The 25,887-nt window shown below is 36.0% G+C and carries 38 protein-coding genes and 1 riboswitch; of the genes, 26 read left to right on the top strand and 12 right to left on the bottom strand.

Annotated elements, in window-relative coordinates:
* Positions 1-25: 25 nt before the first annotated feature.
* The 7 genes from ACE198_RS18930 to ACE198_RS18900 all read left to right on the top strand — a co-directional run bounded on the left by ACE198_RS18930 (position 26) and on the right by ACE198_RS18900 (position 6,261).
* Positions 26-1,234, top strand: coding sequence for an MFS transporter (locus ACE198_RS18930; RefSeq protein WP_375376680.1), 1,209 nt, complete (start codon positions 26-28; stop codon positions 1,232-1,234).
* Positions 1,235-1,651: 417 nt separating this feature from the next.
* Positions 1,652-2,587 (top strand): GerAB/ArcD/ProY family transporter, encoded by a 936-nt coding sequence (locus ACE198_RS18925; RefSeq protein ID WP_375376679.1) that lies wholly within the window; start codon positions 1,652-1,654, stop codon positions 2,585-2,587.
* 345 nt (positions 2,588-2,932) lie between these two features.
* Positions 2,933-3,904, top strand: coding sequence for a tRNA dihydrouridine synthase (locus ACE198_RS18920; RefSeq protein WP_098576569.1), 972 nt, complete (start codon positions 2,933-2,935; stop codon positions 3,902-3,904).
* Positions 3,905-4,049: 145 nt separating this feature from the next.
* Positions 4,050-4,631 (top strand): TetR/AcrR family transcriptional regulator, encoded by a 582-nt coding sequence (locus ACE198_RS18915; RefSeq protein ID WP_375376678.1) that lies wholly within the window; start codon positions 4,050-4,052, stop codon positions 4,629-4,631.
* A gap of 24 nt (positions 4,632-4,655) precedes the next feature.
* A complete protein-coding gene (locus ACE198_RS18910; protein ID WP_375376677.1) occupies positions 4,656-4,997 on the top strand; it encodes a DMT family transporter in 342 nt (113 codons plus the stop codon).
* A 1-nt stretch (position 4,998) separates the two neighbouring features.
* Entirely contained in the window at positions 4,999-5,313 is a 315-nt protein-coding gene (locus tag ACE198_RS18905; RefSeq protein ID WP_098576572.1) for a DMT family transporter, read from the top strand.
* A 516-nt stretch (positions 5,314-5,829) separates the two neighbouring features.
* Positions 5,830-6,261, top strand: a complete 432-nt coding sequence (locus ACE198_RS18900) for a DUF192 domain-containing protein (protein WP_375376676.1) — start codon at positions 5,830-5,832, stop codon at positions 6,259-6,261.
* A 61-nt stretch (positions 6,262-6,322) separates the two neighbouring features.
* Here the strand turns inward: ACE198_RS18900 and ACE198_RS18895 are convergent, their stop codons facing one another.
* Entirely contained in the window at positions 6,323-6,796 is a 474-nt protein-coding gene (locus tag ACE198_RS18895; RefSeq protein WP_098576573.1) for a hypothetical protein, read from the bottom strand.
* A gap of 455 nt (positions 6,797-7,251) precedes the next feature.
* On the opposite strand from ACE198_RS18895, the gene ACE198_RS18890 reads away from it, so the two are divergent.
* From ACE198_RS18890 to ACE198_RS18880, 3 genes are all read left to right on the top strand, one after another.
* Complete coding sequence (locus ACE198_RS18890; RefSeq protein ID WP_098576574.1) at positions 7,252-7,386, top strand: BA3454 family stress response protein; 135 nt, start codon at positions 7,252-7,254, stop codon at positions 7,384-7,386.
* 150 nt (positions 7,387-7,536) lie between these two features.
* The gene (locus ACE198_RS18885; RefSeq protein WP_375376675.1) at positions 7,537-7,704 is read left to right on the top strand and encodes a hypothetical protein; all 168 of its coding nucleotides are present in this window, start codon (positions 7,537-7,539) and stop codon (positions 7,702-7,704) included.
* 157 nt (positions 7,705-7,861) lie between these two features.
* Positions 7,862-8,326: a CBO0543 family protein gene (locus ACE198_RS18880; RefSeq protein ID WP_098576575.1), complete on the top strand. Its 465-nt coding sequence runs from the start codon at positions 7,862-7,864 to the stop codon at positions 8,324-8,326.
* A 106-nt stretch (positions 8,327-8,432) separates the two neighbouring features.
* Here the strand turns inward: ACE198_RS18880 and ACE198_RS18875 are convergent, their stop codons facing one another.
* Positions 8,433-8,921, bottom strand: a complete 489-nt coding sequence (locus ACE198_RS18875; protein WP_375376674.1) for a pyridoxamine 5'-phosphate oxidase family protein — start codon at positions 8,919-8,921, stop codon at positions 8,433-8,435.
* Positions 8,922-9,231: 310 nt separating this feature from the next.
* Here ACE198_RS18875 and ACE198_RS18870 point away from each other — a divergent pair, with 310 nt between their 5' ends.
* Entirely contained in the window at positions 9,232-9,735 is a 504-nt protein-coding gene (locus tag ACE198_RS18870) for a P-loop nucleotide/nucleoside kinase family protein (protein ID WP_375376673.1), read from the top strand.
* A 204-nt stretch (positions 9,736-9,939) separates the two neighbouring features.
* Here ACE198_RS18870 and ACE198_RS18865 read toward each other — a convergent pair whose 3' ends face one another.
* The 3 genes from ACE198_RS18865 to ACE198_RS18855 all read right to left on the bottom strand — a co-directional run bounded on the left by ACE198_RS18865 (position 9,940) and on the right by ACE198_RS18855 (position 11,138).
* Complete coding sequence (locus tag ACE198_RS18865) at positions 9,940-10,338, bottom strand: nuclear transport factor 2 family protein (RefSeq protein WP_375376672.1); 399 nt, start codon at positions 10,336-10,338, stop codon at positions 9,940-9,942.
* A gap of 21 nt (positions 10,339-10,359) precedes the next feature.
* Positions 10,360-10,731: a VOC family protein gene (locus ACE198_RS18860; RefSeq protein ID WP_375376671.1), complete on the bottom strand. Its 372-nt coding sequence runs from the start codon at positions 10,729-10,731 to the stop codon at positions 10,360-10,362.
* A gap of 176 nt (positions 10,732-10,907) precedes the next feature.
* Entirely contained in the window at positions 10,908-11,138 is a 231-nt protein-coding gene (locus tag ACE198_RS18855; RefSeq protein ID WP_375376670.1) for a hypothetical protein, read from the bottom strand.
* Positions 11,139-11,390: 252 nt separating this feature from the next.
* Here ACE198_RS18855 and ACE198_RS18850 point away from each other — a divergent pair, with 252 nt between their 5' ends.
* From ACE198_RS18850 to ACE198_RS18815, 8 genes are all read left to right on the top strand, one after another.
* Entirely contained in the window at positions 11,391-11,888 is a 498-nt protein-coding gene (locus ACE198_RS18850) for a YoqH family protein (protein ID WP_375376669.1), read from the top strand.
* 71 nt (positions 11,889-11,959) lie between these two features.
* Complete coding sequence (locus ACE198_RS18845; protein ID WP_375376668.1) at positions 11,960-12,328, top strand: Clp protease ClpB; 369 nt, start codon at positions 11,960-11,962, stop codon at positions 12,326-12,328.
* Positions 12,329-12,676: 348 nt separating this feature from the next.
* Complete coding sequence (locus tag ACE198_RS18840; protein ID WP_375376692.1) at positions 12,677-13,498, top strand: DUF817 domain-containing protein; 822 nt, start codon at positions 12,677-12,679, stop codon at positions 13,496-13,498.
* Between the two features lie 228 nt (positions 13,499-13,726).
* The gene (gene spxA / locus ACE198_RS18835) at positions 13,727-14,122 is read left to right on the top strand and encodes a transcriptional regulator SpxA (RefSeq protein WP_098576611.1); all 396 of its coding nucleotides are present in this window, start codon (positions 13,727-13,729) and stop codon (positions 14,120-14,122) included.
* A gap of 51 nt (positions 14,123-14,173) precedes the next feature.
* Positions 14,174-14,308, top strand: coding sequence for a BA3454 family stress response protein (locus ACE198_RS18830; protein WP_098576579.1), 135 nt, complete (start codon positions 14,174-14,176; stop codon positions 14,306-14,308).
* A 115-nt stretch (positions 14,309-14,423) separates the two neighbouring features.
* Positions 14,424-14,837: an RrF2 family transcriptional regulator gene (locus tag ACE198_RS18825; protein ID WP_375376667.1), complete on the top strand. Its 414-nt coding sequence runs from the start codon at positions 14,424-14,426 to the stop codon at positions 14,835-14,837.
* A gap of 110 nt (positions 14,838-14,947) precedes the next feature.
* On the top strand, positions 14,948-15,289 hold the full coding sequence (locus tag ACE198_RS18820) for an IDEAL domain-containing protein (RefSeq protein WP_375376666.1): 342 nt from the start codon (positions 14,948-14,950) through the stop codon (positions 15,287-15,289).
* A 416-nt stretch (positions 15,290-15,705) separates the two neighbouring features.
* Positions 15,706-16,194: a DinB family protein gene (locus ACE198_RS18815; protein ID WP_375376665.1), complete on the top strand. Its 489-nt coding sequence runs from the start codon at positions 15,706-15,708 to the stop codon at positions 16,192-16,194.
* A 123-nt stretch (positions 16,195-16,317) separates the two neighbouring features.
* Here the strand turns inward: ACE198_RS18815 and ACE198_RS18810 are convergent, their stop codons facing one another.
* From ACE198_RS18810 to ACE198_RS18790, 5 genes are all read right to left on the bottom strand, one after another.
* A complete protein-coding gene (locus tag ACE198_RS18810) occupies positions 16,318-16,944 on the bottom strand; it encodes a metal-dependent hydrolase (RefSeq protein WP_375376664.1) in 627 nt (208 codons plus the stop codon).
* Positions 16,945-17,166: 222 nt separating this feature from the next.
* On the bottom strand, positions 17,167-17,358 hold the full coding sequence (locus ACE198_RS18805) for a hypothetical protein (protein WP_375376663.1): 192 nt from the start codon (positions 17,356-17,358) through the stop codon (positions 17,167-17,169).
* Positions 17,359-17,378: 20 nt separating this feature from the next.
* Positions 17,379-17,462, bottom strand: a riboswitch (cyclic di-GMP riboswitch).
* 179 nt (positions 17,463-17,641) lie between these two features.
* Positions 17,642-18,223 (bottom strand): hypothetical protein, encoded by a 582-nt coding sequence (locus ACE198_RS18800; RefSeq protein ID WP_375376662.1) that lies wholly within the window; start codon positions 18,221-18,223, stop codon positions 17,642-17,644.
* Between the two features lie 366 nt (positions 18,224-18,589).
* Positions 18,590-18,817 (bottom strand): acyl carrier protein, encoded by a 228-nt coding sequence (acpP, locus tag ACE198_RS18795; RefSeq protein ID WP_098576585.1) that lies wholly within the window; start codon positions 18,815-18,817, stop codon positions 18,590-18,592.
* A 162-nt stretch (positions 18,818-18,979) separates the two neighbouring features.
* Positions 18,980-19,438 (bottom strand): hypothetical protein, encoded by a 459-nt coding sequence (locus tag ACE198_RS18790; protein ID WP_375376661.1) that lies wholly within the window; start codon positions 19,436-19,438, stop codon positions 18,980-18,982.
* Positions 19,439-19,660: 222 nt separating this feature from the next.
* On the opposite strand from ACE198_RS18790, the gene ACE198_RS18785 reads away from it, so the two are divergent.
* The 7 genes from ACE198_RS18785 to ACE198_RS18755 all read left to right on the top strand — a co-directional run bounded on the left by ACE198_RS18785 (position 19,661) and on the right by ACE198_RS18755 (position 24,302).
* The gene (locus ACE198_RS18785) at positions 19,661-19,834 is read left to right on the top strand and encodes a hypothetical protein (RefSeq protein WP_180230272.1); all 174 of its coding nucleotides are present in this window, start codon (positions 19,661-19,663) and stop codon (positions 19,832-19,834) included.
* 235 nt (positions 19,835-20,069) lie between these two features.
* Entirely contained in the window at positions 20,070-20,636 is a 567-nt protein-coding gene (locus ACE198_RS18780) for a tyrosine-type recombinase/integrase (protein WP_375376660.1), read from the top strand.
* Between the two features lie 67 nt (positions 20,637-20,703).
* Positions 20,704-21,576 carry a YitT family protein gene (locus tag ACE198_RS18775; RefSeq protein WP_375376659.1) on the top strand — a complete coding sequence of 291 codons (873 nt, stop codon included), beginning with the start codon at positions 20,704-20,706 and terminating at the stop codon, positions 21,574-21,576.
* Between the two features lie 302 nt (positions 21,577-21,878).
* A complete protein-coding gene (queC, locus tag ACE198_RS18770) occupies positions 21,879-22,532 on the top strand; it encodes a 7-cyano-7-deazaguanine synthase QueC (RefSeq protein WP_098576612.1) in 654 nt (217 codons plus the stop codon).
* Positions 22,533-22,534: 2 nt separating this feature from the next.
* A complete protein-coding gene (gene queD / locus ACE198_RS18765) occupies positions 22,535-23,011 on the top strand; it encodes a 6-carboxytetrahydropterin synthase QueD (RefSeq protein WP_375376658.1) in 477 nt (158 codons plus the stop codon).
* A complete protein-coding gene (gene queE / locus ACE198_RS18760; RefSeq protein ID WP_375376657.1) occupies positions 23,008-23,736 on the top strand; it encodes a 7-carboxy-7-deazaguanine synthase QueE in 729 nt (242 codons plus the stop codon). The genes queD and queE overlap by 4 nt, the downstream gene beginning before the upstream one ends.
* A 26-nt stretch (positions 23,737-23,762) precedes the next feature.
* Positions 23,763-24,302: a VUT family protein gene (locus ACE198_RS18755; RefSeq protein WP_375376656.1), complete on the top strand. Its 540-nt coding sequence runs from the start codon at positions 23,763-23,765 to the stop codon at positions 24,300-24,302.
* Between the two features lie 83 nt (positions 24,303-24,385).
* On the opposite strand, the gene ACE198_RS18750 is transcribed toward ACE198_RS18755, so the two are convergent.
* Positions 24,386-25,183, bottom strand: coding sequence for an HAD family hydrolase (locus tag ACE198_RS18750; protein ID WP_375376655.1), 798 nt, complete (start codon positions 25,181-25,183; stop codon positions 24,386-24,388).
* Positions 25,184-25,309: 126 nt separating this feature from the next.
* Positions 25,310-25,726, bottom strand: coding sequence for a DUF1284 domain-containing protein (locus tag ACE198_RS18745; protein ID WP_375376654.1), 417 nt, complete (start codon positions 25,724-25,726; stop codon positions 25,310-25,312).
* Between the last annotated feature and the right edge of the window lie 161 nt (positions 25,727-25,887).

Here is a 25,887-nt window from a genome sequence, read left to right as displayed (position 1 = left end):
AATTTGAAATATCGGGGGATTTAGAATGAAATTGAATAAAAATTTTACTTTGTTACTGTTGGGTCATTCGCTTGCAAATATGGGCGATGTCCTATATATCGTCAGTGTTATTAGTGTGATATTCAACTTAACAGATTCTGCAACAGTGTCATCATTCGTTCCATTTACGATTACTTCATCTATGTTTGTTTCCAGCATGTTAACTCCTCTTTTAGTGGGAAAAGTGAATTTAAAATGGTTAATGGCTTGGTCACAAATTGGAAAGACGATTCTGCTTGTTATTTTGGGTTTGATGATAGTAGGTGTTACATCATCTAATTATTATCTAATCTTCTTCATAATTGGATTGATTGCGCTTCTTGACGGTTGTGCAAATCCCATAAGACAAACATTAATTCCACACTATGTTAACAATGATGATTTAATAATAGCTAATGGAATTGCTGAAACAGTTACTCAAATCATCCAAGCAGTAATGTGGTTCGTAGGAAGTCTGTTTTTAATAATATTAAGTCCGCAACAACTCATTTGGCTCGTTGGATGTTTGTTCGTAATTTCAAGTGTTTTGCTAAGTTTATTAGAAACTGTTAGTCATACCTCATCGGAGCAAAAAGGGAAATTAGAACAACTCAAAGAGGGCTGGAAAACATTATTAAATACACCTGTATTGAAAAGAATTGCTTTGATAGACACGTTAGAAACCATTGCAGGGACGGTATGGATTGCGGCGATTTTATATGTTTTCGTTAACGATGCTTTACACGTTGATGAAAAGTGGTGGGGGTTTGTCAATGGTGCTTTCTTTCTAGGCTTAATCATAGGAAGCATTTATTGTATTAAATATCCTAGTTTTGTGGAAAAGAACCTGGGTACTTTAATTTTTGTTGGATCATTCACTGGTTTCATAGTCACCATATTTTTTAGCCTAAATAGTAATCCGCTCATGGCCTTATGTCTATCGCTCTTTATGGGGCTATTTGGACAAATCAAATACATTCCTCAACAAACGGTTATACAAACTAGTGTAACCAAAGAGCAGTTGTCTACTGTATATACCTCATTAAGTGCGATTGGAACGGGGATATTTGGGGCTGGCTCTTTGGTAATGGGGATATTAGCAGACTTGTTAGGGGTAAGAACTGTATTCGTATTATCAGGGGCAATACTAGCTTTGGTAAGTATAATTGTTTATAAGAATAAACAACTGTTTATTAGAAAGGTATTTCAAAAATAACATTATGAAGGAAGGATTTTAATTAACAAAATCCTTCCTTCAAAAATGCGAATCAATAGAGAGAAAAAACTAACTGGAGAATTTTCTGGTTAGTTTTTTGTCGTTAAAAAATAAAAGTAAAAAGATACATTGGGAATGAAAACTAAGTGCAGGGGCAAAGTAAAAGAGTTTCATAAAATCAATTTAGGTGATATAAATGCCTTTCAAGTTCTGGAGAACAGGATATTACTATTAGTTACTATAAAAGTATGGTGGATCCAAAGAAAATAAATAACCTTCTCCTTCCCGCAATTCAAGAAAATATGGAGAAGATTAGTGGAATGAATGATATAAAAAAGTTTATTCCATTTGAGGATCGCTTAGTTACAACTAATCCATTAGATGTGGAAGAAAAACTAATTAACCGGTGTAGGCTTGTTGAATTTTCAAAGTAAAATAATAAAGGGAGCAGAACAAGACGCATGGATTTCAGTTTTATTAGTCGGAATCAGTATTCATCTCATTATTTGGTTACTGTATTTCCTATTAAAGAAATCAAATAATGGGGATATTATGTCTTTACATCAACAAATATTTGGGAGATGGCTAGGAAACATATTAAATATTTTCTTTTATGGATATATGCTTTTAATTGTTTCAACTATAATTAGGTCCTATTTATCAGTTCTGGTTACTTGGGTTTTTCCTAATACCCCTATCTGGTTTTTATCACTTACTATGATTTTTGTGATTTCATATTTAGTTGTTGGGGGCTTTAGGGTTATTACCGGTATTTGTTTTTGGGGGATGCTAATCCCTTCGCTCCTTCTGTTAACGGTATATTTTCCACTCCAATATGCTTACTGGACGAATTTATTACCCGTTTTTAATCACAGTTTAAGTGACTATTTGGTATCAGCAAAAGAAAGTATTTTTATGTACTCAGGACCAGAATTTTTACTTATTTATTTTCCTTTTATTAAAAATAATCAAAATTCCCAAAAATGGGCTCACATTTCACAAATGTATACAACTATTTTATATTTAGTGGTTACCATCATCTCCTTTGTTTATTTTAGTCATGGGCAGCTTGAACATGTTACTTGGCCAACCCTCATGATGTCAAAAATTATCCGCTTTCCATTTATCGAAAGATTTGAATATATCTTTATTTTTTTATGGCTATTAGTAATCCTTCCCCCTTGTTGTATGGCATTGTGGGGGGTGATTCGAGTGTTGAAAGAATCGTTTAAATTTAAACCAAGATTTTCATTATGGATATCCATTATTATCGTTCATTTCATGGTGATTAATGTCAAAAGTAAAGTAGATGCTGAGAAAAGTTGGGACTTTTATGAACATAGTCACCTCTAGCTTTCTGTATATTTATTTACCTATATTGTTTGTGTTTTATCTCATCTTACAAACCTTTAAAAAAGCAAAGAGTAAAACCCAACAACAGTGAAAGACCTACCTAAAAGGACAAAGGGTAGGTAACTTTTTTTGTCTATAAACATAGCATTTAGGACTGATTTTCGATAAAATAAACATTGCTGATTTTCACAATAGTTTTGCATAAATCATCAATGTGAAAATGTCCTTGTGTTTGATAATAAGTTATTAATCATGATATAAGTTTATAAGAAATGGACTTTTGGCATTATATTTTTTGACCGAGTGTTTGAAGTTGATCCATAGTGAGAGGAATTGAGTTTTGAAATGATAGATAATTTTTGGCGTGATTTACCACGGCCATTTTTTGTACTTGCCCCAATGGAAGATGTGACAGATCTTGTTTTTCGTCACGTCGTAAGTGAAGCCGGCCGACCGGATGTGTTTTTCACAGAGTTTACTAACTCGGATAGCTATTGTCATCCAGAGGGCATGAAAAGTGTGCGTGGCCGTTTAACTTTTACAGAAGATGAACAGCCAATTGTAGCTCATATTTGGGGGGATAATCCCGAATATTTCCGTCAAATGAGTATTGGTATGGCAGAGCTAGGATTTAAAGGCATCGATATTAATATGGGCTGCCCAGTACCGAATGTGGCATCGAGGGGGAAAGGCAGTGGTCTTATTCTGCGCCCAGACGTTGCGGCAGAACTTATTCAAGCAGCAAAAGCGGGCGGGCTGCCTGTCAGCGTGAAAACTCGACTTGGCGATAAGGATGTCAATGAGTGGGAGGAGTGGTTAACGCATATTTTAAATCAGGATATTGCGAACCTTTCGATTCATTTGCGGACAAGAAAGGAAATGAGCCAAGTAGATGCCCATTGGGAGCTAATTCCGGAAATCAAAAAATTACGTGACCGTGTCGCACCCAATACGCTACTAACAATCAATGGAGACATTCCTGACCGTCAAATTGGCCTGCAGCTTGCTGAACAATATGGTATTGATGGCGTGATGATCGGACGAGGTATTTTTAAAAATCCATTTGCTTTTGAAAAAGAGCCTAGAGAGCATAGCAGTAAAGAATACCTAGATCTATTAAGACTACAGCTTGATCTTCAAGATCAATATGCGGAAGTACTGCCACGTTCCATTACAGGGCTTCATCGTTTTTTCAAAATTTATGTTAAAGGATTCCCTGGAGCTGCTGAATTAAGAAATCAATTGATGAACACGAAATCAACAGATGAAGTGCGTGCATTGCTTGATAACTTTGGAAAAGGGACGGGAATATTCTAACTAATCTGGCTGCGATGTTGCAGCCTTTTTCTTATTTGACTAAAGAGATCTTTAAGAATGGTAAAACTTAAGACTAGATTGACTGAAAAATGAATGTGTGATAAGTTTTACATTATAACTGACGACCGTTCGGAAGGTGGTATTTATGACTTTTAATCAAATTAAGAATGTTGCACTGAATCATTTTACGAATAAGGGATATGAGGGAACATCGATGGCACATATCGCTGATGATGTAGGAATCAAAAAACAATCCATCTACACTCATTTCAAAGGGAAAGATGAACTTTTTTTACAGGTTTACCGTGAAGTTTTTGATGCCGAATTAAAATTCGTTATTAATTATATAGACAGTAACAAAACACAACCGATTGAGGAATTCTTATATAATTTTCTTTTGCTATATAAAGAAAGATATGAGAAGAACAACATAACAAAATTTTGGCTTCGAATCTCTTTCTTTCCACCTGCTCATCTTTATGAACAGGTTATAGATTCTGTTTATGAGTATCTGGATAAGGTAGAAAAACATCTCCTTTTGGTCGTTGAGAAGGCTATGTTGGAGGGTGAAATTAGCTCAACCATTGACTCACAACGAGCTACTTCTGCATTTTTAGGAGTGTTAGATGGAATATTTGTTGAAATGTTATATGGAGGTTCCGAACGATTAATGAAGAGATTGGATGCCTCTTGGTATCTTTATTGGCGTGGACTTTCGAAGGAATAAGGATATTTTTTGGGGGAATAGGTTATGAAACGAAACTGGGTATTTGTTGTATTGGCTGGTCTTATTGAGGTGTTATGGGCATTAGGATTAAAGCATGCGAGTAATTGGCTTTCTTGGGTTGGTATTGCTCTCCTTATATATATTTCATTTGTGTTATTAATAAAGGCAATAAAAAGTCTACCCGTTGCTACTGTTTACGCGGTCTTTACTGGAATTGGGACAGCTGGGACTGTTGTGGCGGAGATGTTGATATTCGGAGAGGCCTTTAGTTGGACGAAAGTATTATTTATTTTCTTACTTCTGTCTGGTGTTGTAGGCTTAAAGCTTGTCACAACTGAATCTAGTAAGAAAGAAGGTGCAGTGTAATATGGCTTGGATGTATCTCATATTGGCAGGAGCTTTTGAGGTGGTTGGGGTTACAGGTATGAATAAAGTTGTTAAAGACAAAAACATACAGTCCTATATGGTTCTGTTCATTGGATTTATTTTTAGTTTTAGTTTTCTAGGTTTAGCTATGAAAACCCTCCCCGCGGGAATTTCTTATGCCGTTTGGACAGGGATCGGAACTGTAGGCGGGACAATTATTGGAATGCTTTTTTATGGAGAAGCAAAGGATTGGAGACGTATTTTATTTATAGCTCTAATATTAGTAGCAGTCATTGGATTGAAAATGACATCGTAGAATTTAGCAGTAGGTACCATTAGTTTATTGAACTCGAAGAATAAGATTAATTATGCAACGGAGCTGTCATTGTAGCAGCTTTTTTTGTTGGCTAATATATTGTAGCTGTGATGATGAAATAAAGTCTTAAATGTATAACCATATAATAAGTATAGAAAGTGAAAAGGCGTTTTCCACGTTGTTTTTATTTAATATCTCCAACTTTCTTCCTTTAAATAATAGGCTGTTTTCGGAATAATTGGTGTTTTTGGAACCGGTTTAATCATAAAAATCTAAAGAAGGAATTATCATTCTGACATGAGTGCCTTTGGAATCACCAGAGCTGTCCGAAGACGACTGATGTTCGGACATGAGTGCCTATGAAAACACCAGAACTGTCCGAAGAAGATTGATGTTCGGACATGAGTGCCTTTGGATTCACCAGAACTGTCCGAATAGGCCACGAATCGAACACAGCAACAAAGTTTACAATAAGAGCCAAATAATAAAAGGGAAAAGACAAGGTGAGTGAATTTATTGAAAAATAGATTTAAAATAATCGATTTTCTTTTTCGTCAAACGAAAAAAACAAGTCTTCACACAAAAATGATTACAGTATCTAGTGGAGAAAGGATAACCAATTTAACCGTTCACGTTGCAGATACTCAAGAAAAAAGAGATAAGGGCTTAATGTTTGTTAGAAAACTACCCGAAAACGAGGGGATGCTATTTGTGTTTTCAGGAAAAACATATGGCGGTTTTTGGATGAAAAACACCTTAATTCCTTTATCTATTGCATTTCTTGATTCAGACGGGAAAATTCTAAAAATTTTAGATATGGTCCCTTGTAAACAGGATAAATGTCCTACTTATGATCCGGAACTTTTTTATCATTATGCAATCGAAGTTAATCTTGGATGGTTTGAAAAGTATCAAATCAAAGTAGGGGATTATGTAAACCTTGATTAAATCACCACACCTCTATGAGTTCTTAGACGTGTGGTGATTTTTATGCCCATTTTGGTTTCCCTTATCTATTCTTCTCCCTCAATAAGGCTGCGTAGCTTGCCGCCTTATCGGGTGGAGCAGTGAGGGATTTCTCATAACCTTTTTGGAAGCTTTTTTCGTACGCCCTTACAAACCTTTGTCCTAGTTTCCGCTGGGCGGCCTGTACCGCATCCATTTCCGGATGAGCATGAAGGTAGTCGTAGAATTTCTCCCCAGACGAAAAAGAGAGGTATACCTGTCGGAGAAGTCCTATTTTTATGAGGGGCCGTGCTATTTCCATCTTGTTGTCAATGCTTAGTTTGGAGCGCGGCATCTGCTGCCAAGCACGGGAGATCCTGAAGTTGTGACGGTCTTCAAGCCCCGAACGGATTCCTTCATAATATCCTTCTTCCATCCCCATCTGGACGGGGTCCGGCGGAGGCATGCCGTCTGTTTGAAAATCTCCGGTGAAAAGAAGGCAGGCAAATAGGAAAAAGGCTATAAGTTTCCGTGTCACAGCTTTTTCCCCCTTTCTGGTTATTCTCTACTTTAGTTTAACCAGGCATTACCATCCTATGTAGAAGGTAAGGAGTGGAATCAGATGAATCTATTCTGGTTTCAGTTTAGTTTTTTTATTTTAGCTGCTGGGTTTTTGGGAATATCTCCTTTTTTAGATTTATATTTCGACAATTTTCTGCATTCAAAGAAGTGTAAAAAAATTCATTAGAGATCAGAATTATAAAAAGTTTGTTGATTTTATTGACTTTGCCAGTCATCACAGTTGCTAGAGATGATATCAATTTTGGTAAAGTTGTAAATTTGTCAAAAATTGTCCTTTTTTTTAGCTTTAATAACTTTCGCATTATTTGTAAAATATAAAAAAGTTAATAAACAATTGCAGGAATAACTAAATTTATTAGTAAAGTGGAATGAGAAGTTAAGATTATTAGTGAAAAAAGGAGAAAGAACAAAATGTACAAGTATACCATCTATGTAACACATCAAGGTAAAATTTATCAAACCAATGTAATAGCTACCAAAAACCAAACAGAAGAAGAAGTTTATCGTATTGCAAAAGAACAAGTTCTTAAACAATGGGAAAATTAAAGGATCCTAAGATTAAAAGGATTCGAATAGAACTACCATTTGAATAATAGATATTGGATAGCTTCCTTTACTTAAATAACGCGCTGCTAATAGTGGCTTTGAAAGATTTTATGAAGAATACTAATTATTATAAGAGGAGTTGGTAGGTTTATGAAGAATACTAATAACCTTACTTTAGAGGAATTGGAAAGACGTATTGCTCATTTTGAGGAACGTCTAATGGATTTTATTATTACCGAGGAACAAAGAGAGTTAATCAAAGAAAGTTTAAAGGAACTAAAGAATGCTAAAGAGCCCAAGGCTTCCTATACTTTTTAAATAACATAATACTTACAATGATCTTCAACAATCTGGCGCTTTTCCGGAAAGCGTCTTTTTTTAATGAGTTTTAGGCTATTGATAAAATCTTATCTTTGATCTTTACTTTGGTTATACTCATTGATAAGCAAAGTAAAGAAAAGGAGCTATTTTATCTATGGAAAGAATAATATTGTGGTCACTGCTCATAATCGGGATCACGCTATTGATTTATAGCTTAAGAAAACCACCTATCATAAAATGGATTGTAATTTTTGCATTGTCTTCATATTTTTCAACGTTTTTTGGTGTTCTTGTTGTAGAAGAGGAAATGCTCGAATATCCAGTGAGATTTTTAAGTAACTATTTTAGTTCCAGTCTTCTTTATGAATATCTTCTATTTCCAGTTGTTTGTATTTACTTTTATCAAACAACTTATTGTTCAAGATATTTTAACATTGTACTACAAGGTATTTTGTACACCACTGTTTTAACGATAATTGAGATTTTGTTTGAAAGATATACCGAGTTAATAAAATACCATACATGGACATGGAAGTACACATTTATCAGCACCTTTCTTCTAATGTTGTTTATCCGTTTCCTTATGCATTTGATAAACAGGAAAGAAAGAAAATTATAGGTGCGGAAGGGAAAGATCAGTGCTGTCAATAATGGCAGCTTGTTTTTAGGTATAACTCAACACAGCTGAATGGATTGTCCTATGGCCAGACAACCCATTTTTTCTATTATTTATTTAATTCAACCGTTTCATTAATATCTGTCGATTTAGAACTTTGTCCTGTCATGCGTTTATAGAAAAAGGCGATTTTCTTCGTAAAATTACCGGTTTCCCAATATTCAGCTGCTTCCGCCTTTACCTTTATCAAAATAACGTTGGGATCATCATAAGAAGTTTGCATGATTTTTTCATTTGCTTTGCTCCACAATTCCTTTTTCTTGCCTAAATCCTCAATGATTTCTGCTCTTCCACGGACGGAAACATAGGATTTACCTGCATAAGTCACATTTACATCTTGATCATGTAAAATTTCTTCATATTTATTAGTCGCTTTCTTAGTGAAAAACCATAAGTCACCATCAAACTCTATTTCTTGTGTTTTCATAGGACGTGAAACAAGCCCTTCTTCAGTTACCGTAGTCAGCATGGCCGTGTCTACGTCTTTGATTAACTCTCTTAATGTTTCCATTTCTTCTTGTTTCAACATGTTAGACATTTTCATCACCTCATTAAAGTTTACAGTGGTATGCTACCCTTTCCACCAACATTTATTCAGGTATGGCAGATACACTGCTAAAAAGTGGCAGTGTGTGTTTGAAGCTTTCGTAAAGAAAGAGTAAATAAAAATAAATGCTGAGAGGATGAAGAAAATTTGGAACCGTTATAACTTAATTGGACAATAGCTGAACGTTCAGTTTTTAATTTTTATAAAAGAACTATAAAAAAAACAATTCAAACTATTACATATTTGGTGTTACACTGTAAAAATGAGGTGGAATGCAAAACAAGCGCGGGGGTTAAAAGGTATGAAAAAATTGGGAACTCTATACTTTTTCTGTGGAAAAATGGGCGCAGGAAAATCAACGAAATCAAACCAATTGGCGATTGATAAACATGCTGTCCTATTGTCTGAGGATGAATGGCTTTCATCTCTTTATCCGAATCAGATTGCAACATTTGAGGACTATATAAAATTCTCAGCGCAGCTCAAGCCGTTGGTGAAAAAGCATGTCCAAAACATATTAAGTGTAGGTACAGATGTAGTGATGGATTTTCCAGCTAATACTCAAAAACTGCGAAAGTGGTTTTTGGATATGGCGTCAGAGGTCAACGCAAGCCATCAACTAATTTTCCTTAATCTAAATAACGAGCAATGCTTACGTCAAATTGCACAAAGACGTATTGAACAACCCGAAAGAGTAGCTTTTGACACGGAAGTGGTATTTAATCATGTTACTAAATTTTTTGAGACACCAGAAGCATCCGAGGGTTTAAATATTTTGGAGTTTAATGGAAACGGAAAGGAATAACATGATGAAGACCCAGATATTTAAGACCCAATTGATAGGTATGGAGGGAAGGAGCAGGGGGGAATAAAACAAACAATTTAGCAGAGCCGTAAAAAAGACTGCCGGAAAATCCCAAGTTTTTCGGGTTTGTCGACAGTCTGACAACTTAATATTTAATAATAGTAGGTTGGTTCGTTCGTTCCTTTTCAATCTCCTTAAATGAACTTAAAACATACCGTTCTCGTTAGGGGACTCCTCAGGTATGGGTTGTCCGATATCCCACAATTCAACGATTTGGTTATCTTTGAATCGAAAGATATGGACCACTGCCCCTCCGAGATCCTCTGGGTGCTGTCTTACATGTGAATGAACGGCTACGGTATCTTTCTCATGAATCACCAGTTTGACCTCAAAGATTTTGTTCGGATTTAAAGCCGCATTTTCTTCCATTGCAAGCATGAGCGAATCCGCATCTCCGCTGAAATAGGGGTTATGGTGACAAAAGTCGGGACCTACGTAACGCTGGAATGCATCGCGAGCCTTCCCGGATGAAGCGAGCTGTAGAAAAGACACGGCCATCTCTTTGAATGAGAGGTTCGTTGTAATTGGTTGTTCCATACTCATTTTATTCCTCCATTTTTCCTCTTATCGATGTTGATCGAGCAGAATTTGATTTCCGTCTGGATCTTCAATGATCATATGTGCGGGTCCAACAGAGCCTTCATCTGCCTCCGACAGCAATTTTATACCTTCAGACTTTAGTTTCTTTTGGATGTCTCGAATGTCTGTAAACTTTTCGAGATTCTCTGCATTTGGATTCCATCCTGGATTAAATGTCAGAATGTTTTTTTCAAACATCCCTTGAAATAGCCCGATGACGCAATTTTCATTCTTCATAATCAGCCAATTTTGAGTAATATCACCGCCAAAAGCTTGGAATCCTAGTTTTTCGTAGAACGACTTGGATAAATGAATGTCTTTCACGTTTAAACTTACAGAAAATGCTCCTAGTTTCATATAATCTCCTTGTTTAAGTAATGTGGGTAAATCAAATTATTTAATTTAACTATAAATGAGAATATTGAAATTCACAACATTTTCCATTAAGTGTAATGGAAAATCCCATAGGAACGATCACTTCTAAAGTATTAAAATAGAATTTTATCTGGCTGCACGTTATTAAAAACATAATTTTACTTATTTTCACTATCGTCTATCCATTTTTCAAATTTAGATTCAAAGTTCTTCCTTTCTTCATTCGACATTATCAAAGGAGATATAACCATATAACCCAAGATTCCTGCTGTTATAGAAAAAAAGAAATTCGCCATTAAGCCCATATCTTTTTGCCAAAGAAATAAAAATCCGAATACAATACCTCCTATTAAAATACTTAAAATTCCTTTTAAAAAAGCTTTATCCAATGCTACACCCCAATATAATAATAAAATTTTTATTTTTCTTCACATCAATTATACTATGGATGTTAAAATCTTCTATTTTTTTATTAAAGTTTTTTCTTCAGCATATAGCTACAATATTTACGAAAAAAGTCCAAATTATTAAAGGGGGAAAATATTTTTAATAGAGGTGTGAGGAAAAAGAATGATAGGAGGAGAATTTTAACTGACAGATTGGTAATACTATCTCCATCATTTGGGGGTGGTTTGATAAAAATGTTAAAAATTCTAACGGTATTGTTAGTCCTAGTTTTTTCTCACTCTGGAATATTACAGGCACGAACTTTTACAAAAGTATCCTACCCGTGTAGCGTGGTACTTCATCCAGTTAAGGATATTCCCAATGCAAAAGGTACTACTTTAATCACCAAGGTTAAAAAACCATATACATCTTCACCAACGAGTCCTGTTAGAGAACGAAAGGGCGTAGGTATCTATGCGGATTGGCTTCCATTACCCTCTTCATTTGGACTGTATGACCAATATGAGGGATTTGCACAAATAAAAGGCGAAATCAGTTGGCGGTTTAAGCTGTATTTAGTTAAAGAGAACGCTCCAAGATGGTTTGGCGGTAATCCATGGGTGGGTAAAATTGATGAGATTTCAGCGGAACTACCAGTTAATACAAGCGTAGAAGTACGTCTTTCAAATTCGAAAACTAACAAATTAGGACCGGTTATTTTACAAAACACCCTTCACGGATGCCATAACTAGAGAATAATATTCCCCCTAATAATTGGTATTTATAGTATAATATTTTTAAATAAATTTAGGGGAAATGCTCAATGAAATTTATTGCTTATCCGATTAGTGCCTTAATTATTGGAATTTCAATAATCATAAGTGCATCAATCTTAAAGGGAACTTTTTTTACAGATCAAAATGATTCTAGTAATAAAAATTCTTCAATGCCGGTTTATTCTATGAATACTCCAAATATCATGACGAAAAAACAACTTTCGGAATATCTCCAAGTTAACGAAGAAACGATTGACGTTATAATGAAAGAAGATTATAAACAAAAACTTTTAATGGGTGGCACTTATGAAACCTACATGTTTCTCCCTTATTTAAAAATTGACAACCAAGAACGATATTTAAAGTCAGAAATCGATAAATGGTTAAAATATCAAAATGATAATCCGCTTAATTAATAGGTAATAAATTTGACTTCCATCTAGGTCTTCGATGTATTGAAATTCACAACATTTTCCATAAGGTGTAATGAACAATAAATGACCCTTAAAATTTTAGAGCATTCCTTTGAAAATAAGGAGTGCTTTTTAACTTTTTATCAGATCGGAAGAATGCTTTAACCAATAAAAACATAATTATAATCATTAATTATTTATTGTAAAACGATAAAACGGATGGTAAAATCATTTCAATAGAAAAAGAAATATCGCTTTTACAAAATTAGAATCAAATTCATAAAAGGGGAGTTACGCATGAATTTAACCATCCAAAGTGATTCTCAGAAAAAACCTTTGAAGATACAAATGATTAGATCACTTAAACAACTCGTTCGTTTTGGCTGGGAGCAAGCCCTATCATGTTTGTTTCCTGTCGTTATTTTTGCATCTTTGGCTATTACACAAATCATCCCACTTCCTTTTCTGCCGCGGTATGACTGGCTGCTCATTATTTGCCTTATGATGCAGTGGGGGATGGTGCGTTCTGGGCTTGAAACACGGGATGAACTTAAGGTGATCACTTTGTTTCACCTTATTGGACTTACTCTTGAACTTTTCAAGGTGCATATGGGCTCTTGGTCATATCCGGGGGAAGGATTTTCTAAAATTTTTGGAGTCCCTTTGTATAGTGGTTTCATGTACGCGAGTGTAGCAAGTTTTCTATGCCAGGCGTGGAGGAGGCTTAAGGTTGAATTGGTGAAGTGGCCGCCGTTTTTGCTGGTAGTCCCTCTTGCCGCTGCGATTTATTTGAATTTTTTCACCCACCATTTTTGGTTGGATGTTCGTTGGTGGTTAACAGGACTTGTCATCATCGTTTTCTGGCAATCGTGGGTCACATACGAGGTTGGTGGAACGCATTATCGCATGCCTCTCGCGCTTTCATTTGTACTCATTGGATTTTTTATATGGGTGGCTGAAAATATCGCAACGTTCTTTGGAGCATGGGAATATCCAAACCAAACCGATGCATGGAGTCTCGTTCATTTAGGAAAGGTGAGTTCCTGGCTCTTATTAGTAATCGTTAGCTTTCTGATCGTAGCGACCTTAAAGCAGGTTAAAGGGGAAAATTCCAACAGGATAGGGAAAAGCAATAGTAACAAAAGAAATAGAATCCACGATGAGATAGAATAACCATTCAGACTGATCTTCTTGATAATAATCCCTTAGGTATTAAAAACTTAAGGGATTTTTTATCATTAGAGCGAATGGTTAATGCAATCTTAACCATGCATATAAGATTCAATCAAACACCCATTGACAAAATGAACTGTAACGATTATATTTACAGTATGATAACTGTAATGGTTTTTGTTACATTTAATATGTTGGGCAGAATATTACTAAGGAGTGTGTATGGCGATGGTAACTTTGTTTACGACACCAAGCTGTGGGTCTTGCCGAAAAGCAAAAGCTTGGCTTGAGGAACATCAAATAGACTATATAGAAAGAAACATCCTATCTCATCCTCTTACAATCGATGAAATTAAATCGATTCTTCGCATGACAGAAGAGGGGACGAGTGAAATTATTTCAACGAATTCAAAGGCGTACCAAGATTTAAAGGTAGATATTGATACACTTCCGCTTAATCAATTGTATAAATTAATCATCGAACATCCCAAAATGGTACGCCGGCCAATTATCATGGACGAAAAAAGATTACAAGTGGGCTATAACGAAGATGAAATTCGGAGTTTCCTGCCGAGGAGAATTCGAAACTATTTGTATAACGAATTGCAGAAAGAAGCAAATTAAGGCAAAAAGCATTGTCTTTACAAGTAAAATTTACAAAAGGAGGAACAACAGATGATTGAAGTATTCGTAAAAGTATTATATAAAGATCGAAATTACCATACCAATGTCATAGTGGAAAAAGAGATGACCTGGGAAAAAATTAAACAGATTGCTGAAGAACAAGTAAAAAAGCAATGGGATGTTTAATGTAATAGACATAGTTAACGACATGCTTGACTAGTTAATCTGTAATGTTTATTATTACAGTAAGTTATGAACTTTTAAAATAGATGAGAAGTTTTTTGTCTTAGGAGGCAAGCTAATGAATAGTGATTTTACTCTTGCCATTCACAGTTTAACATTTCTTGCGTTACAGACGGACCGCATGTCCACTAGTGATGCGATCTCTGAAAGTGCTGGCGTCCATCCGGTTCGCATTCGAAAAGTTCTAAGTTTATTGAAAAAACATGGATTTATTAAATCCAAAGAAGGAACCGGCGGAGGATTTATTTTTGCGCTTGACTTAAGTGAAGTAAATCTTTGGGATATCTATAAGATCACCTCTGAAGGTGCACTGCAGCCCAAATGTCCTGAATCCAATGAAAAATGTATTGTCGGGGCAAATATGCAAAAAGTCTTATGCAGCATTTTCTTTGGTGTAGAAGAACACATGGGAGAATATTTAAGGGACTATACAATCAAAGAAGTCGTCGATCTTGTTAAAAAGCGCTATTAACCGATAATTGGTTGAATACTTCTTTAATGGAAATGTAATAAAAAAGATTACAGATTAATTTACGATGCATATCCTGGTATTAAACGAAAAAAACAAGAAGGTGAAAAACGATGTTCTTATATAATAATACAAATCTAAAAACGGGTGATTGGATTAAGGCAGAATCCCGGAAGGGTGAATTAATTATTGGTTATATTGATTCACTTTCACCGGAAGGTCTAGAAGGTGTTGTGAAAGTAACCGTTGTTACGAGTGACAATAAGCAAGCAATTGGAAAAACCATCCCTATTCTAAGTAAACGGGTGAAAAAACTGCCCGTTTCAAATGTAACCAATAAGGCACAAATTGAATTTCTCCTCGATCTGGCTTTATCAACGGGAGATAAGGAATGGTTTTTGGCGCTTTCTTCAGAGTTAAACGCAATGAAACAGCTTGCCAATGGAGTACATTAAGCCTTACTGAGATTCAGGGCAGGTTTGTAAAATAGGATAATAAATCAGGAAAATCAAATACGGATAAACTATATCCATAACGAAGGTAAGGTGATATAAAAGAACTTAGTGTCCGCATATCTCCTTACCTTTTATTTAATGTTATTTAGTATGGGAGGATATTGAGCGGTCAATGGATGAAGGCGGTTCCTCCATCCAACCATGCTTCATTAAAATCGATCCTCCATCTTTTGCAAAATCAAATTGGATCTCTCAAATTCCATTTTGATTTAAAATATTTGGTAAAACTTGATAAAGAAATATAGGCACTTTATAACTTATTTACGGGAGTTTTTTTTCCTAATAGAAAGGTTTTTTCTAACATTTATAGAACATGTATAGAACATGTAATTATATCTGTTAAGGTGGGTGTTTGGATGCTTCAACACGAATATGGATGGGTTCGACAGACGAGAGGAACACTGTTAGATTTTTGTGGGAAAGTAGATTCTAATCATTTTACACAAACAAATGGTTTTGGTTGGCAAAGTGTAAGAGACACATTGGTTCATATAGCAGATTGCTATGTTGCATGGCTTGGCTCATTTGTTTTGCTGAAGACAAATAAACCACTTACTCCAAGGGAAGAATTACATAATCTCAGTTTAGAGGAAATAATATCACGGTTTAATCAAGTAGATTCAATAGTGAATGAATTAATTGAACAACAAGGACATAAATTAAACGTGCCAATTGAAAGAGAAATCCCTTGGAGAGAAGCATCTGAACTAGTAACTATTACTCCCGGTAAATTGCTAATGCACACTATAACACACGAGTTTCATCATAAGGGACAAATAGTAGCCATGATCCGTCAAATGGGTTATGAGCCCCCAAATACAGATGTTTTAGGAACAGAAGATTAATATTTTCTAGACGTAATTGGGCGATGTATAATGGACATTGCCTTTTTTGTTGAATAAGTTTGTGAAAGTTCCATTTCCTCCAAACAATCCAAATAGTGTGGTTAATCTTTCACAGATATTTTTTCATAGTTCCTTGGAAGACAGTGGTAAGAACAGCTTAACGCCCCGTTTATTAAATGGCAGGATTTTTAAATCTGCTATTAAATGACTGATGTAACCAGCCAAACACGAATAGAAAACACCATCAATCCCGATTGAAGCTTGGAAGTTGGAAGCAATAATCCCAAAGAACACAGTGCCTAAAACCGAATGAGTATAGCTGCGATGAGAAGTAAAGGAGGCAATGACTATATAAATCCCTAGCAGAATTAACCATAGCTCCCCTAAAGAGAATCCGCCCGCCAGGACGGCAATTCCTGTGATGGTTAACATATGTCTTTGCTTAATGAAGGATGCAACCAAGACGATTAAACAGCCGATTCCAATCCCCAGACATCTATCTACCAATGTTTTTTCAAAGAAACTATATAGAATCATAATCATTCCAATGATCATCGCAGAAAGTCGAATCACTTTATGCGACAAAGTAATTTTTTCACGAAGCTTCCCGTCAATATCAAGATCAGGCATTAATCCTGAGACGCTACCTAATCCTACAAACAAAAGTGTCGCAGAAGAAGAAGTATGAAATGTATTCGCAACAATAAATCCAGTTGCTGCCCCAATTACTGCGTGTGATGTACCATTCAATTAAATTCCACCTCTATAAATTATTTATGTAGAAAATCAAATCCGACATAACTATTGTACAACAAAACATTTGTTCTGTTTAGAGGTTTGTAGATTTTAGGTAAACTTTATGGATAATTAACATCAGCAGAAGTAATGGTAGTTAAAATAACAAAAAACACGCTGTGCTAACTCAACGTGTTTTTTGCAACCTTCTTTTTTGATCATTATGAATCGACATTATTAATTGCCAGAAAGATTTAAAAATAGTCCGTCTAGCGGGTGCGGATAACGAAATTGTACTACTTCTCCCTTTGGAATTTCTGGTTTGACAACTACCGTGTGGCACTTTTCTTGATTTTCTTGAAAATTTGCTATTATTTGGTCTAAATTTCTCCCATCAAAATATGGTGGATAGTTTGAATCTAATTGCATACATTTTCTCTCCTCTTAATTGAGGCAGCACAGCCATCATAGTATAGAACCTTAGACCTGTAACTTTGCGTCCCATTCTTTCGAAAGGTTTGCCTTTATCTAGTTTTGGTATTAAAGAACTAGATTAATAGTACTATAAAAAATATAAGAAACGAATATAAATAATTCGAAAAAATTCGACAATAAATGATAAAATCCAGTGATAAGAGGATAAAATACATTTTGCATTCAAATCCCTGCAGGGGTTCGTGATTCATTTCGGGTAGGGTGGGGGAGTTAAGCTTTATTCCTTCTTTCCATTTCCTCCGAAAATAATTTGACCTTCTGCATTATAAACCGTTACCTTTACTGGCAATGTAACTTTATCTTTCTGAAAAACAGCATACCAAACCCATAAGTGATCACGAACCAAAAACCTGTTTGGCTGGATGTTGCCTTCACTATTTATTACAATGGTTTTCGCCTCGTCTTCTGCAAAACCATATATAACCGACAAATCTTTTTGGATATGATTTTTAGCTCGCCAGTCTATTGGTCCTCTCTCGACTTTCTCTTCCTTGAACTCCTGGAAATCCATCATTGGAAAAACGAATTGTTTAAATTTAGTAAACTCTTTATTTGTAAGCACAGGCGAGATTCCAGAACTGTTCTCGGCAAAAACTAAATTAGAATGAGCATCAAACAAAAGAATTTTTTGGCAGTCTCCAAATTGTGCTGTTACTCTTTCACAGATACTTTCTTCCAAGGAGGTAGTAGGAATATTAAGTTTAGCAGGAATTGCAGGTTTTGTTGGCCGTAATGACAAAAAATAAATTACCGCACCTAACCCTATACAGAGTACAGCTATTAAAATTTTTTTATTCATCCCAATCTCCCCTAATTGAAAATAATTTTTAAGTACTAAGTCAATTATATGATAAACTACACGCTGCCTAAGACATAGATTTAATATAAATGGATTTTAATTGGAATTTAATGGTATAATGGGGGTGGCTGTAGGATTTTGGGTAAGGGGGAGTATCAATGTTATCGCGTCTCATTCAGTTTGGAATTGCCATTATGGTTCTCGTTTTTTCTATGTAACCTAGGTGCGTTTCTTCATATGTAGAACGCTTTTTTATTAACGCAGCACGGCTGTTGAAATTTGATAGAGTATTGGCGGATGCTTTCTGCCAACATTCACCTAGGTTCAGGTGTCCGATTAAAATGGGCGATCCGCCTTTTCTATTTTTTAACGGTTTTCAATATATTTTACAACATCACCGACCGTTTGGAGCGTTGCTGCAGTTTTTTCACTAATTTCAATCGCGAATTCATCTTCAATTTCCATCGTCAAGTTCACCATATCAAGCGAGTCTGCTTCGAAGTCGTCTTTAAAAGATGCCTCTAATTTGATATTCTCCATTTTCACACCGAGTTGATCGGCAATAATCGGCTTTAACTTTTCAAATATGGTCATTTGGTATCCTCCTAAGTATACATAGGCACCATTATAACAATCATATTCTAAGTGTAAAACATAAAAGTATAGCCAATTCCGGCGGACATGTGACGAATGAGTTGGAAACAATTCGTATGGAATAACTTCCAATGGATCGGCTGTCAAAGGAAACACCAATTATCAGCTAAGTTTCACAATGGATAGTGATGCGGCATTTATACCTTGTCCCCCTAAAACCGGTAAAAGTGTATCTGTGGTCGTACCAATATTTCTTAGCTCAATGGTGGATTTTTTGGAAACATGGATAATTGCTTGTCCTATAAGCATGAGAGTCGCATTATTCACTTGCCTTGTTATGCCAAACTTTGTGAGATTTTCTGGCTCAGAAGAATCGCCTAAGAAAATACCATATACAGAAGTGGAAGCAGGTCCATCTATGAGTAATGTATATTCGATCTTATAGTCTCCCGATTTCAAAACTTTTATTGTACTGCGATTCGTGGAAAATCGTATATTTTTCAATGAACCATGTTGATTAAATCGTATATTTTCCTGGGGATTTACTAAAATCGGCTCGGTTCCTACGAGTGTAAAATAGCCATAAGCTGCTGAAGAATCATGCCTATTTCGATCAGACATTATTAAATCACCACCTTTTTAATCTACTAATATAGGATATTAGAGATTGTAAGAAATGCTTGTACAATTGTGTAACTTGAGATTTCTATCCTCATTTGGGTTGGCACGAGATGTGTATTCTAAATTGCGAAACAAAAGGAAGTACTTTTAGTTGCAAAACGTATGTTAACTGTTAATAAATCGAAAAAATAATTGTATAATAATGGTAAAAGGGGAGAGAGTATGGTGAATACATTTAAAGAGAAAAGAAAGGCCCGAAGAGACAAAAGGAAAGAAGAAGGGAAGGAATCCATTTGGTGGGAAGTCCTTGATATCTCTTTGGATTTAGTGGAATTAATTGGGCCAATTCTTATTCGGTCTGCTCGGTCAGTTACTAAATTTTTGGACCATCATTAATTACATACTAAGTGTGTATAATTACGTGCTGCTTGAAAATGATCATCATAAGTATATGGCTTTAGCTCTATATAACAGGGGCTAAGGCCTTTTTCTCGTTTTTTTAGGGGCTAGTATACTTGTACATCTATTTTCCTATGATATATAAATCATAATTCCTAGGCAGAATATTTGAATGTTACTCAAACATATATTATAATTTAGTTATGTAACATTGAAGGAGAGTAATGATTCGTTGGAAACAGTGGATGCACTTAGAGACTTAGAACAAATAAATGCCATGAAAAATTACCTTATGGAACATTCATATAGGGATTATTTATTATTTGTTGTTGGAATAAATACAGGGCTTAGAATATCTGAACTGCTACTGATTAAGGTAAAGGAACTTTTTAATGGGGATGGGGAAATGAAGGATTTTTATCATTACTCTGAACTGGAGAGTGAAAGGAGGAAGTCGGTTTATTTAAACAAAAGAGTGAAAGAAGCGGTAAATTCTTACTTAGACCAGGTCAACAGTGAACAACAAATTTATTTATTCCAATCTCGTAAATTTAAACAACCGATTACACGACAACAGGCCTATCGAATCATCCATGATGCAGCTGTTAAGGTAGGTATTGAAGGAAAAATCGGGACGAATTCACTAGCAAAGACCTTCGGATATCATGCCTTTAAACAAGGTGTCTCGATTGCACTCTTACAAAAACACTTTAACCATTCCACACCATCGGAGACTCTGAAATTTTTAGGAATAACAAAAGAAGACCTGATTACCACACAGATCGATGTAAATTTATGAGTAGAAAAAATCTATTGGAGAAAAAGTCAGAGATACAGATGAACAGAAAAGGGAAGAGAGGAAATATATGCCTACAAACAACATACATAAAACTAATAAACTAAAATTTATTCTGCGCGGATTAATGGTCATTATCGGGGGATTAATCGCTGCCTATGGACTAGAAACGGTTCTCATTCCAAACCACGTATCTGATGGAGGAGTGACGGGTCTTAGTATCGTAGGTTCAGAATTATTTGATTTACCATTAGGTGTTCTCATTGCTGTGATCAACATTCCCTTTATCTGGTTAGGATATAAGCAAATTGGAAAAAGTTTCGCGTTATTTTCGATTATCGGGATTGCCTCCCTAGCGGTTGGAACCAGTCTCTTGCACCATACCCCTGCTATTATTGAGGGAGATACATTGTTAGTGACAGTGGTTGGCGGTATTATCCTTGGATTTGGGATGGGGTTAGCCTTAAGGAATGGCGGTGCATTGGATGGAATTGATATGCTGGCCGTTCTCCTATCTCGAAAATTACCGTTTGGTACCAGTGACCTCATTCTTTTCTTAAACATATTTGTATTTATTTTCGTTGGCATCGCATTTGGTTTACAAGGGGCGATTCTATCGGCCATTGCTTACTTTATTGCTTCGAAAGTGATTCACATTGTAGAAGAAGGGTTAAGCGGCTCTAAAACCTTCAATATTATCACCACTCAGCCTGAAATAATGGTAGAGACCATCCGCGATCGTTTAGGCCGAAGTGCAACGTATAAAGAAGCTTATGGCGGCTTTTCCCATGAAAAATTTAAAGAAATCACCTGTGTCATTAACCGCTTAGAAGAAACAAAATTAAAAGAAATCATCAATGAACTGGATCCAAAATCCTTTGTTACCGTATATGACGTAGCAGAGGTGAAGGGCGGAAATTTCAAAAAGCATAACATTCATTAGCTGAATGGGTGAAATCAAAAAGAAGAAGCAATTGAAAATATGGTTTTTTACTTAGTTTTTAAACAGTTACAGCTCAATAAGATGCATGCTGCTGTAGTTTTGTAAAGAAAAGGATGCAAAATTTGTCGACAAATAGGTGAAAAAATTAAAATTATAGTTTATAATCATTTAGTCATAGAAATATATCATTGCATGTATGCAACCGAGGTTCTAGCCCCCCTCATTAAAAAAACTAAGATGAAGCAGTACTTCTATCTTGGGGTACTGTTTTTTCTATTTGAAAGGAAGTATAGTGAGAAATGTTGAAAAATGAGAAGGCCATTGTGGTATTTAGTGGTGGCCAAGACAGCACCACTTGTTTATTTTGGGCCTTAAAACAATTTAAAGAAGTAGAAGTCGTTACGTTTGATTACAATCAAAGGCATAGTTTAGAAATTGAATGTGCCAAAAATATAGCCAATGAGCTTGGTGTAAAACATCATATTTTAGATATGGCCTTACTTAATCAATTAGCCCCTAATGCGTTAACGCGTTCAGATATTGAAGTGACTGATGGCGGTGAAGGGGAACTTCCCTCCACATTTGTGCCAGGTCGAAACCTATTATTCCTAACTTTTGCAGGTGTTTTAGCTCGTCAAGTTGGAGCGAAGCATTTAGTCACAGGTGTTTGTGAAACAGATTTCAGCGGTTACCCAGACTGCCGTGATATTTTTATTAAATCATTGAATGTTACGTTAAATCTTTCGATGGACGATAACTTTGTCATTCATACCCCGTTAATGTGGATCAACAAAGCACAAACATGGGCACTAGCGGATGAATTGGGCGCATTAGAGTTTGTTCGTGAAAAAACATTAACTTGCTACAACGGTGTGATTGCGGATGGATGCGGCGAATGCCCAGCCTGTGTGTTACGAAAAAGAGGGCTTGAAGACTTTTTAAATGGGAGGTTTTAACGATGGGTTTTCGTATCGTTGATAAACTTCAAAAAATAAATGAGGACATTCATCCACATCAATTAAAATATCATCAAAAACGTGTACTAGTAAGCAAAGAGTTTACCTTCGATGCTTCGCATCATCTGCATTGTTATGAAGGGAAATGCAAAAATTTGCACGGTCACACGTACAGGGTTATTTTTGGAATCAGCGGTTTTGTTGATAATCGCGGCCTAATGATTGACTTTGGCGATATTAAAGAGATTTGGAAAAATGAAATCGAGATATTCCTTGATCATCAATATTTGAATGAAACCCTTCCATCGATGAATACGACCGCAGAAAATATGGTGGTTTGGATTTACGAGAAAATGAAGGAAGCATTAGAAACAGAAGAGCGGAAGGAACATTATCATGGAGCAAGAGTGGAATTTGTCCGTCTCTTTGAAACTCCGACTAGCTATGCTGAAGCGCGAAGGGAGTGGATGGAGGAATGAGCAAGATTCCTGTTCTAGAAATTTTTGGCCCCACCATCCAAGGAGAAGGGATGGTCATTGGTCAAAAAACAATGTTTGTAAGGACCGCCGGCTGTGATTATTCTTGCAGCTGGTGTGATTCTGCTTTTACATGGGACGGCAGCGCCAAAGAAGATATTCAGCAAATGACCGCGGAAGAAATTTGGGCTGAATTAACAAGCGTTGGCGGTGATAATTTCTCGTTTGTGACGATCTCCGGGGGAAATCCAGCACTGCTGAAGAATTTAGATGGGTTGATTGATTTACTAAAAGAAAAAGACATCAAGATTGGGATCGAAACACAAGGGAGTAGATGGCAAGACTGGTTCTTAAACATTGATGAACTAACGATTTCACCGAAACCGCCAAGTTCCAATATGATCACCAATTTTGAAATCTTAGATTCTATTTTTCAAAATTTAAACGACAATGATTTTAAACATCAAGTGAGTTTGAAAGTCGTCATCTTTGATGAAGACGATCTTGAATATGCGAAAAAGGTTCATCATCGTTACCCAGAGATTCCTTTTTACCTTCAGGTGGGTAATGATGATATTACGAATATGAATAACAATGAATTGATTCAAAAACTTCTGAATAAATATGAGTGGTTAGTTGATTGTGTTGTTTTAGACCCAGCGTTGAATGATGTTAAAGTATTGCCGCAATTGCATGCCTTGCTTTGGGGAAATAAGCGAGGCGTGTAAGAGGTTAGAAAGAGAGTAGGGAAAGAATGAGAATCATATTATATTTAATTTCCATCGTAACGGCGAACGTGGTTACGGCAGCTTTTGCCCCATTGCAGATGGGGGTATTTATTGTCCCAATGGGTACCTTATTTATCGGAGCCACGTTTATCTTTCGAGACTTGGTTCAAAATAAATATGGAAGAAAGAAGACTTATATTTTCATAGGAACAGCTTTATTCCTTTCTGCGGTTGTATCATTCATTTTAGGGGATACACTGATTATCGTCTTAGCTTCGGCTCTCTCGTTTGCTGTGGCAGAAACAACAGATACAGAGATTTATTCAAGATTGAAACTGCCGATGAGCTGGAGAGTTTTTTATAGTGGAATCGTCGGGGGCTTATTGGATTCGGTGATCTTTGTCATCATTGGCCTTAGCCCGCTTGGAGCCAACTTCTTACCATGGGAAGCCGTGCCAGCAGCTATTCTTGGGCAAGTCATCGTGAAAACGATCATCCAGGGAATCGCAGCAGTAATTTTAAGCCAGGTAACTACCTCAATGACTAAACATGCACTGTCAAAATAATGTAAAATAAAGCTCCAAACCATGTTCAATCGGTTTGGAGCTTTTTGATAATCGGTGCAATTTATAGTAGATATAAAACAACTTTAGATCGCATAGGATTGTTTTGATTTAAGAAGATATTGTTCGATAAACTGAGCTAATCCATCATTTTCGTGGTGTCCTGTAATAAAATCAGCCGCCGCTTTAACCTTTTCACTTGCGTTCCCCATGGCTACACCAGTACCTACATGACGAAGCATCTCGATATCATTGGGTCCGTCTCCAATAGCGACAACTTCATTAGGACTGATTCGATATTCACGAAGGAGGCTTTTTAAAGCAGACCATTTCGAAACATAAGGTGCAAGCAATTCAAACCCGTCATTCCAATTGATGACTTCTGCTTCCTTGTTAAACAAAGCGGAAATGTTTGGACAAGGTGTACCTGTTCGAACACTATATTTAAGTACATCTTGATAAGTTGCCTGTCTTAAATCTCCAATATAATGTGGCGGAATCCGCCCCACTTGTGTCCAATAATCAATTTCTTCATTTGCCTTCTTGCAATAAACCCCATTTGCTGTATGGATAATAACATTCCAAGCACTTTCAGCTGTCACATGGTGGAATCGTTCATCGTTCAGTCGGACGGTTTTCATTTGTATTGTTTTTCCTGAATCTGCATCGTGAATAGCGGCACCATTCAAACAAATCATCGGTGTTCGTAATCCAAGTTCTTTATGGTAAGGAGCTGTTACTTCATAGTGTCGACCAGTAGCCAGAAACACCTTGACCCCCTGATTCATGAGCGTATTAACGGCTTCCTTATTTCGGCTGGAAATGTTATTTGAGGCTTTTAGTAGAGTACCATCCATATCAATAAACATTGCACGCACATTCATTTAGATTGCCTCCTCATTCGTTGTTAATCCAATCATAACATCTGAATATTAAAGTCTTGTAAACTCAGTGTATAGATTAAATTAAGTTTAAGTAGAGGCTAATGAAGAATCTAAAGACGGAGGGGCTTATGTAACTTCCCTTAAACCCTTCCATTCATGAATCTCTCGAATACCTTCCTCACAAACTCCATAGGCACGCCAGGAACAAGTTTTACACACAATTTGAATATCGGAGGGGACGACAAACTTTCTGATGCATGATTCAATGTCCTCCCAGTTCAGAACTTCTCCGACTTTAAGTCCAATTTTATCTAAAATAACTTGATCTCTTTCATAAATATTGTCGTCCTGGCAGTGGTATTGACCAGAGTTGGGGTATTTTTCACACAATTGATCGGGACCCTTAACAATCTGAATTAACGTCTTTGGGTTATTTCTCAAGGTTTGATGCAATCGAGTCATATTTTTTACGTATTCTTCTGAATAGCCCATTCCCCGATAGCCCAACAGGCAAAAAAGATGATGGCCTCGTAGATTAAACATCATTCTCCTCCTAGTTAATAGATGTTAACTATAAAAAACGTCGAGTTAACATTGCTTTTTTTCATCATACCATATCATACTTGTTGTTTGCGAGCGACTGTTTTTTCATAAAAATATATTTTAAAATACTTTCATGGACTAAAGTAGGTTCCTTAATTTTT

Source organism: Neobacillus sp. KR4-4, from assembly GCF_042136325.1.
GTDB lineage: Bacteria > Bacillota > Bacilli > Bacillales > Cytobacillaceae > Neobacillus.
Note: the sequence above shows the minus strand (reverse complement) of the source record. Positions and strands in the feature narration are given on the sequence as shown.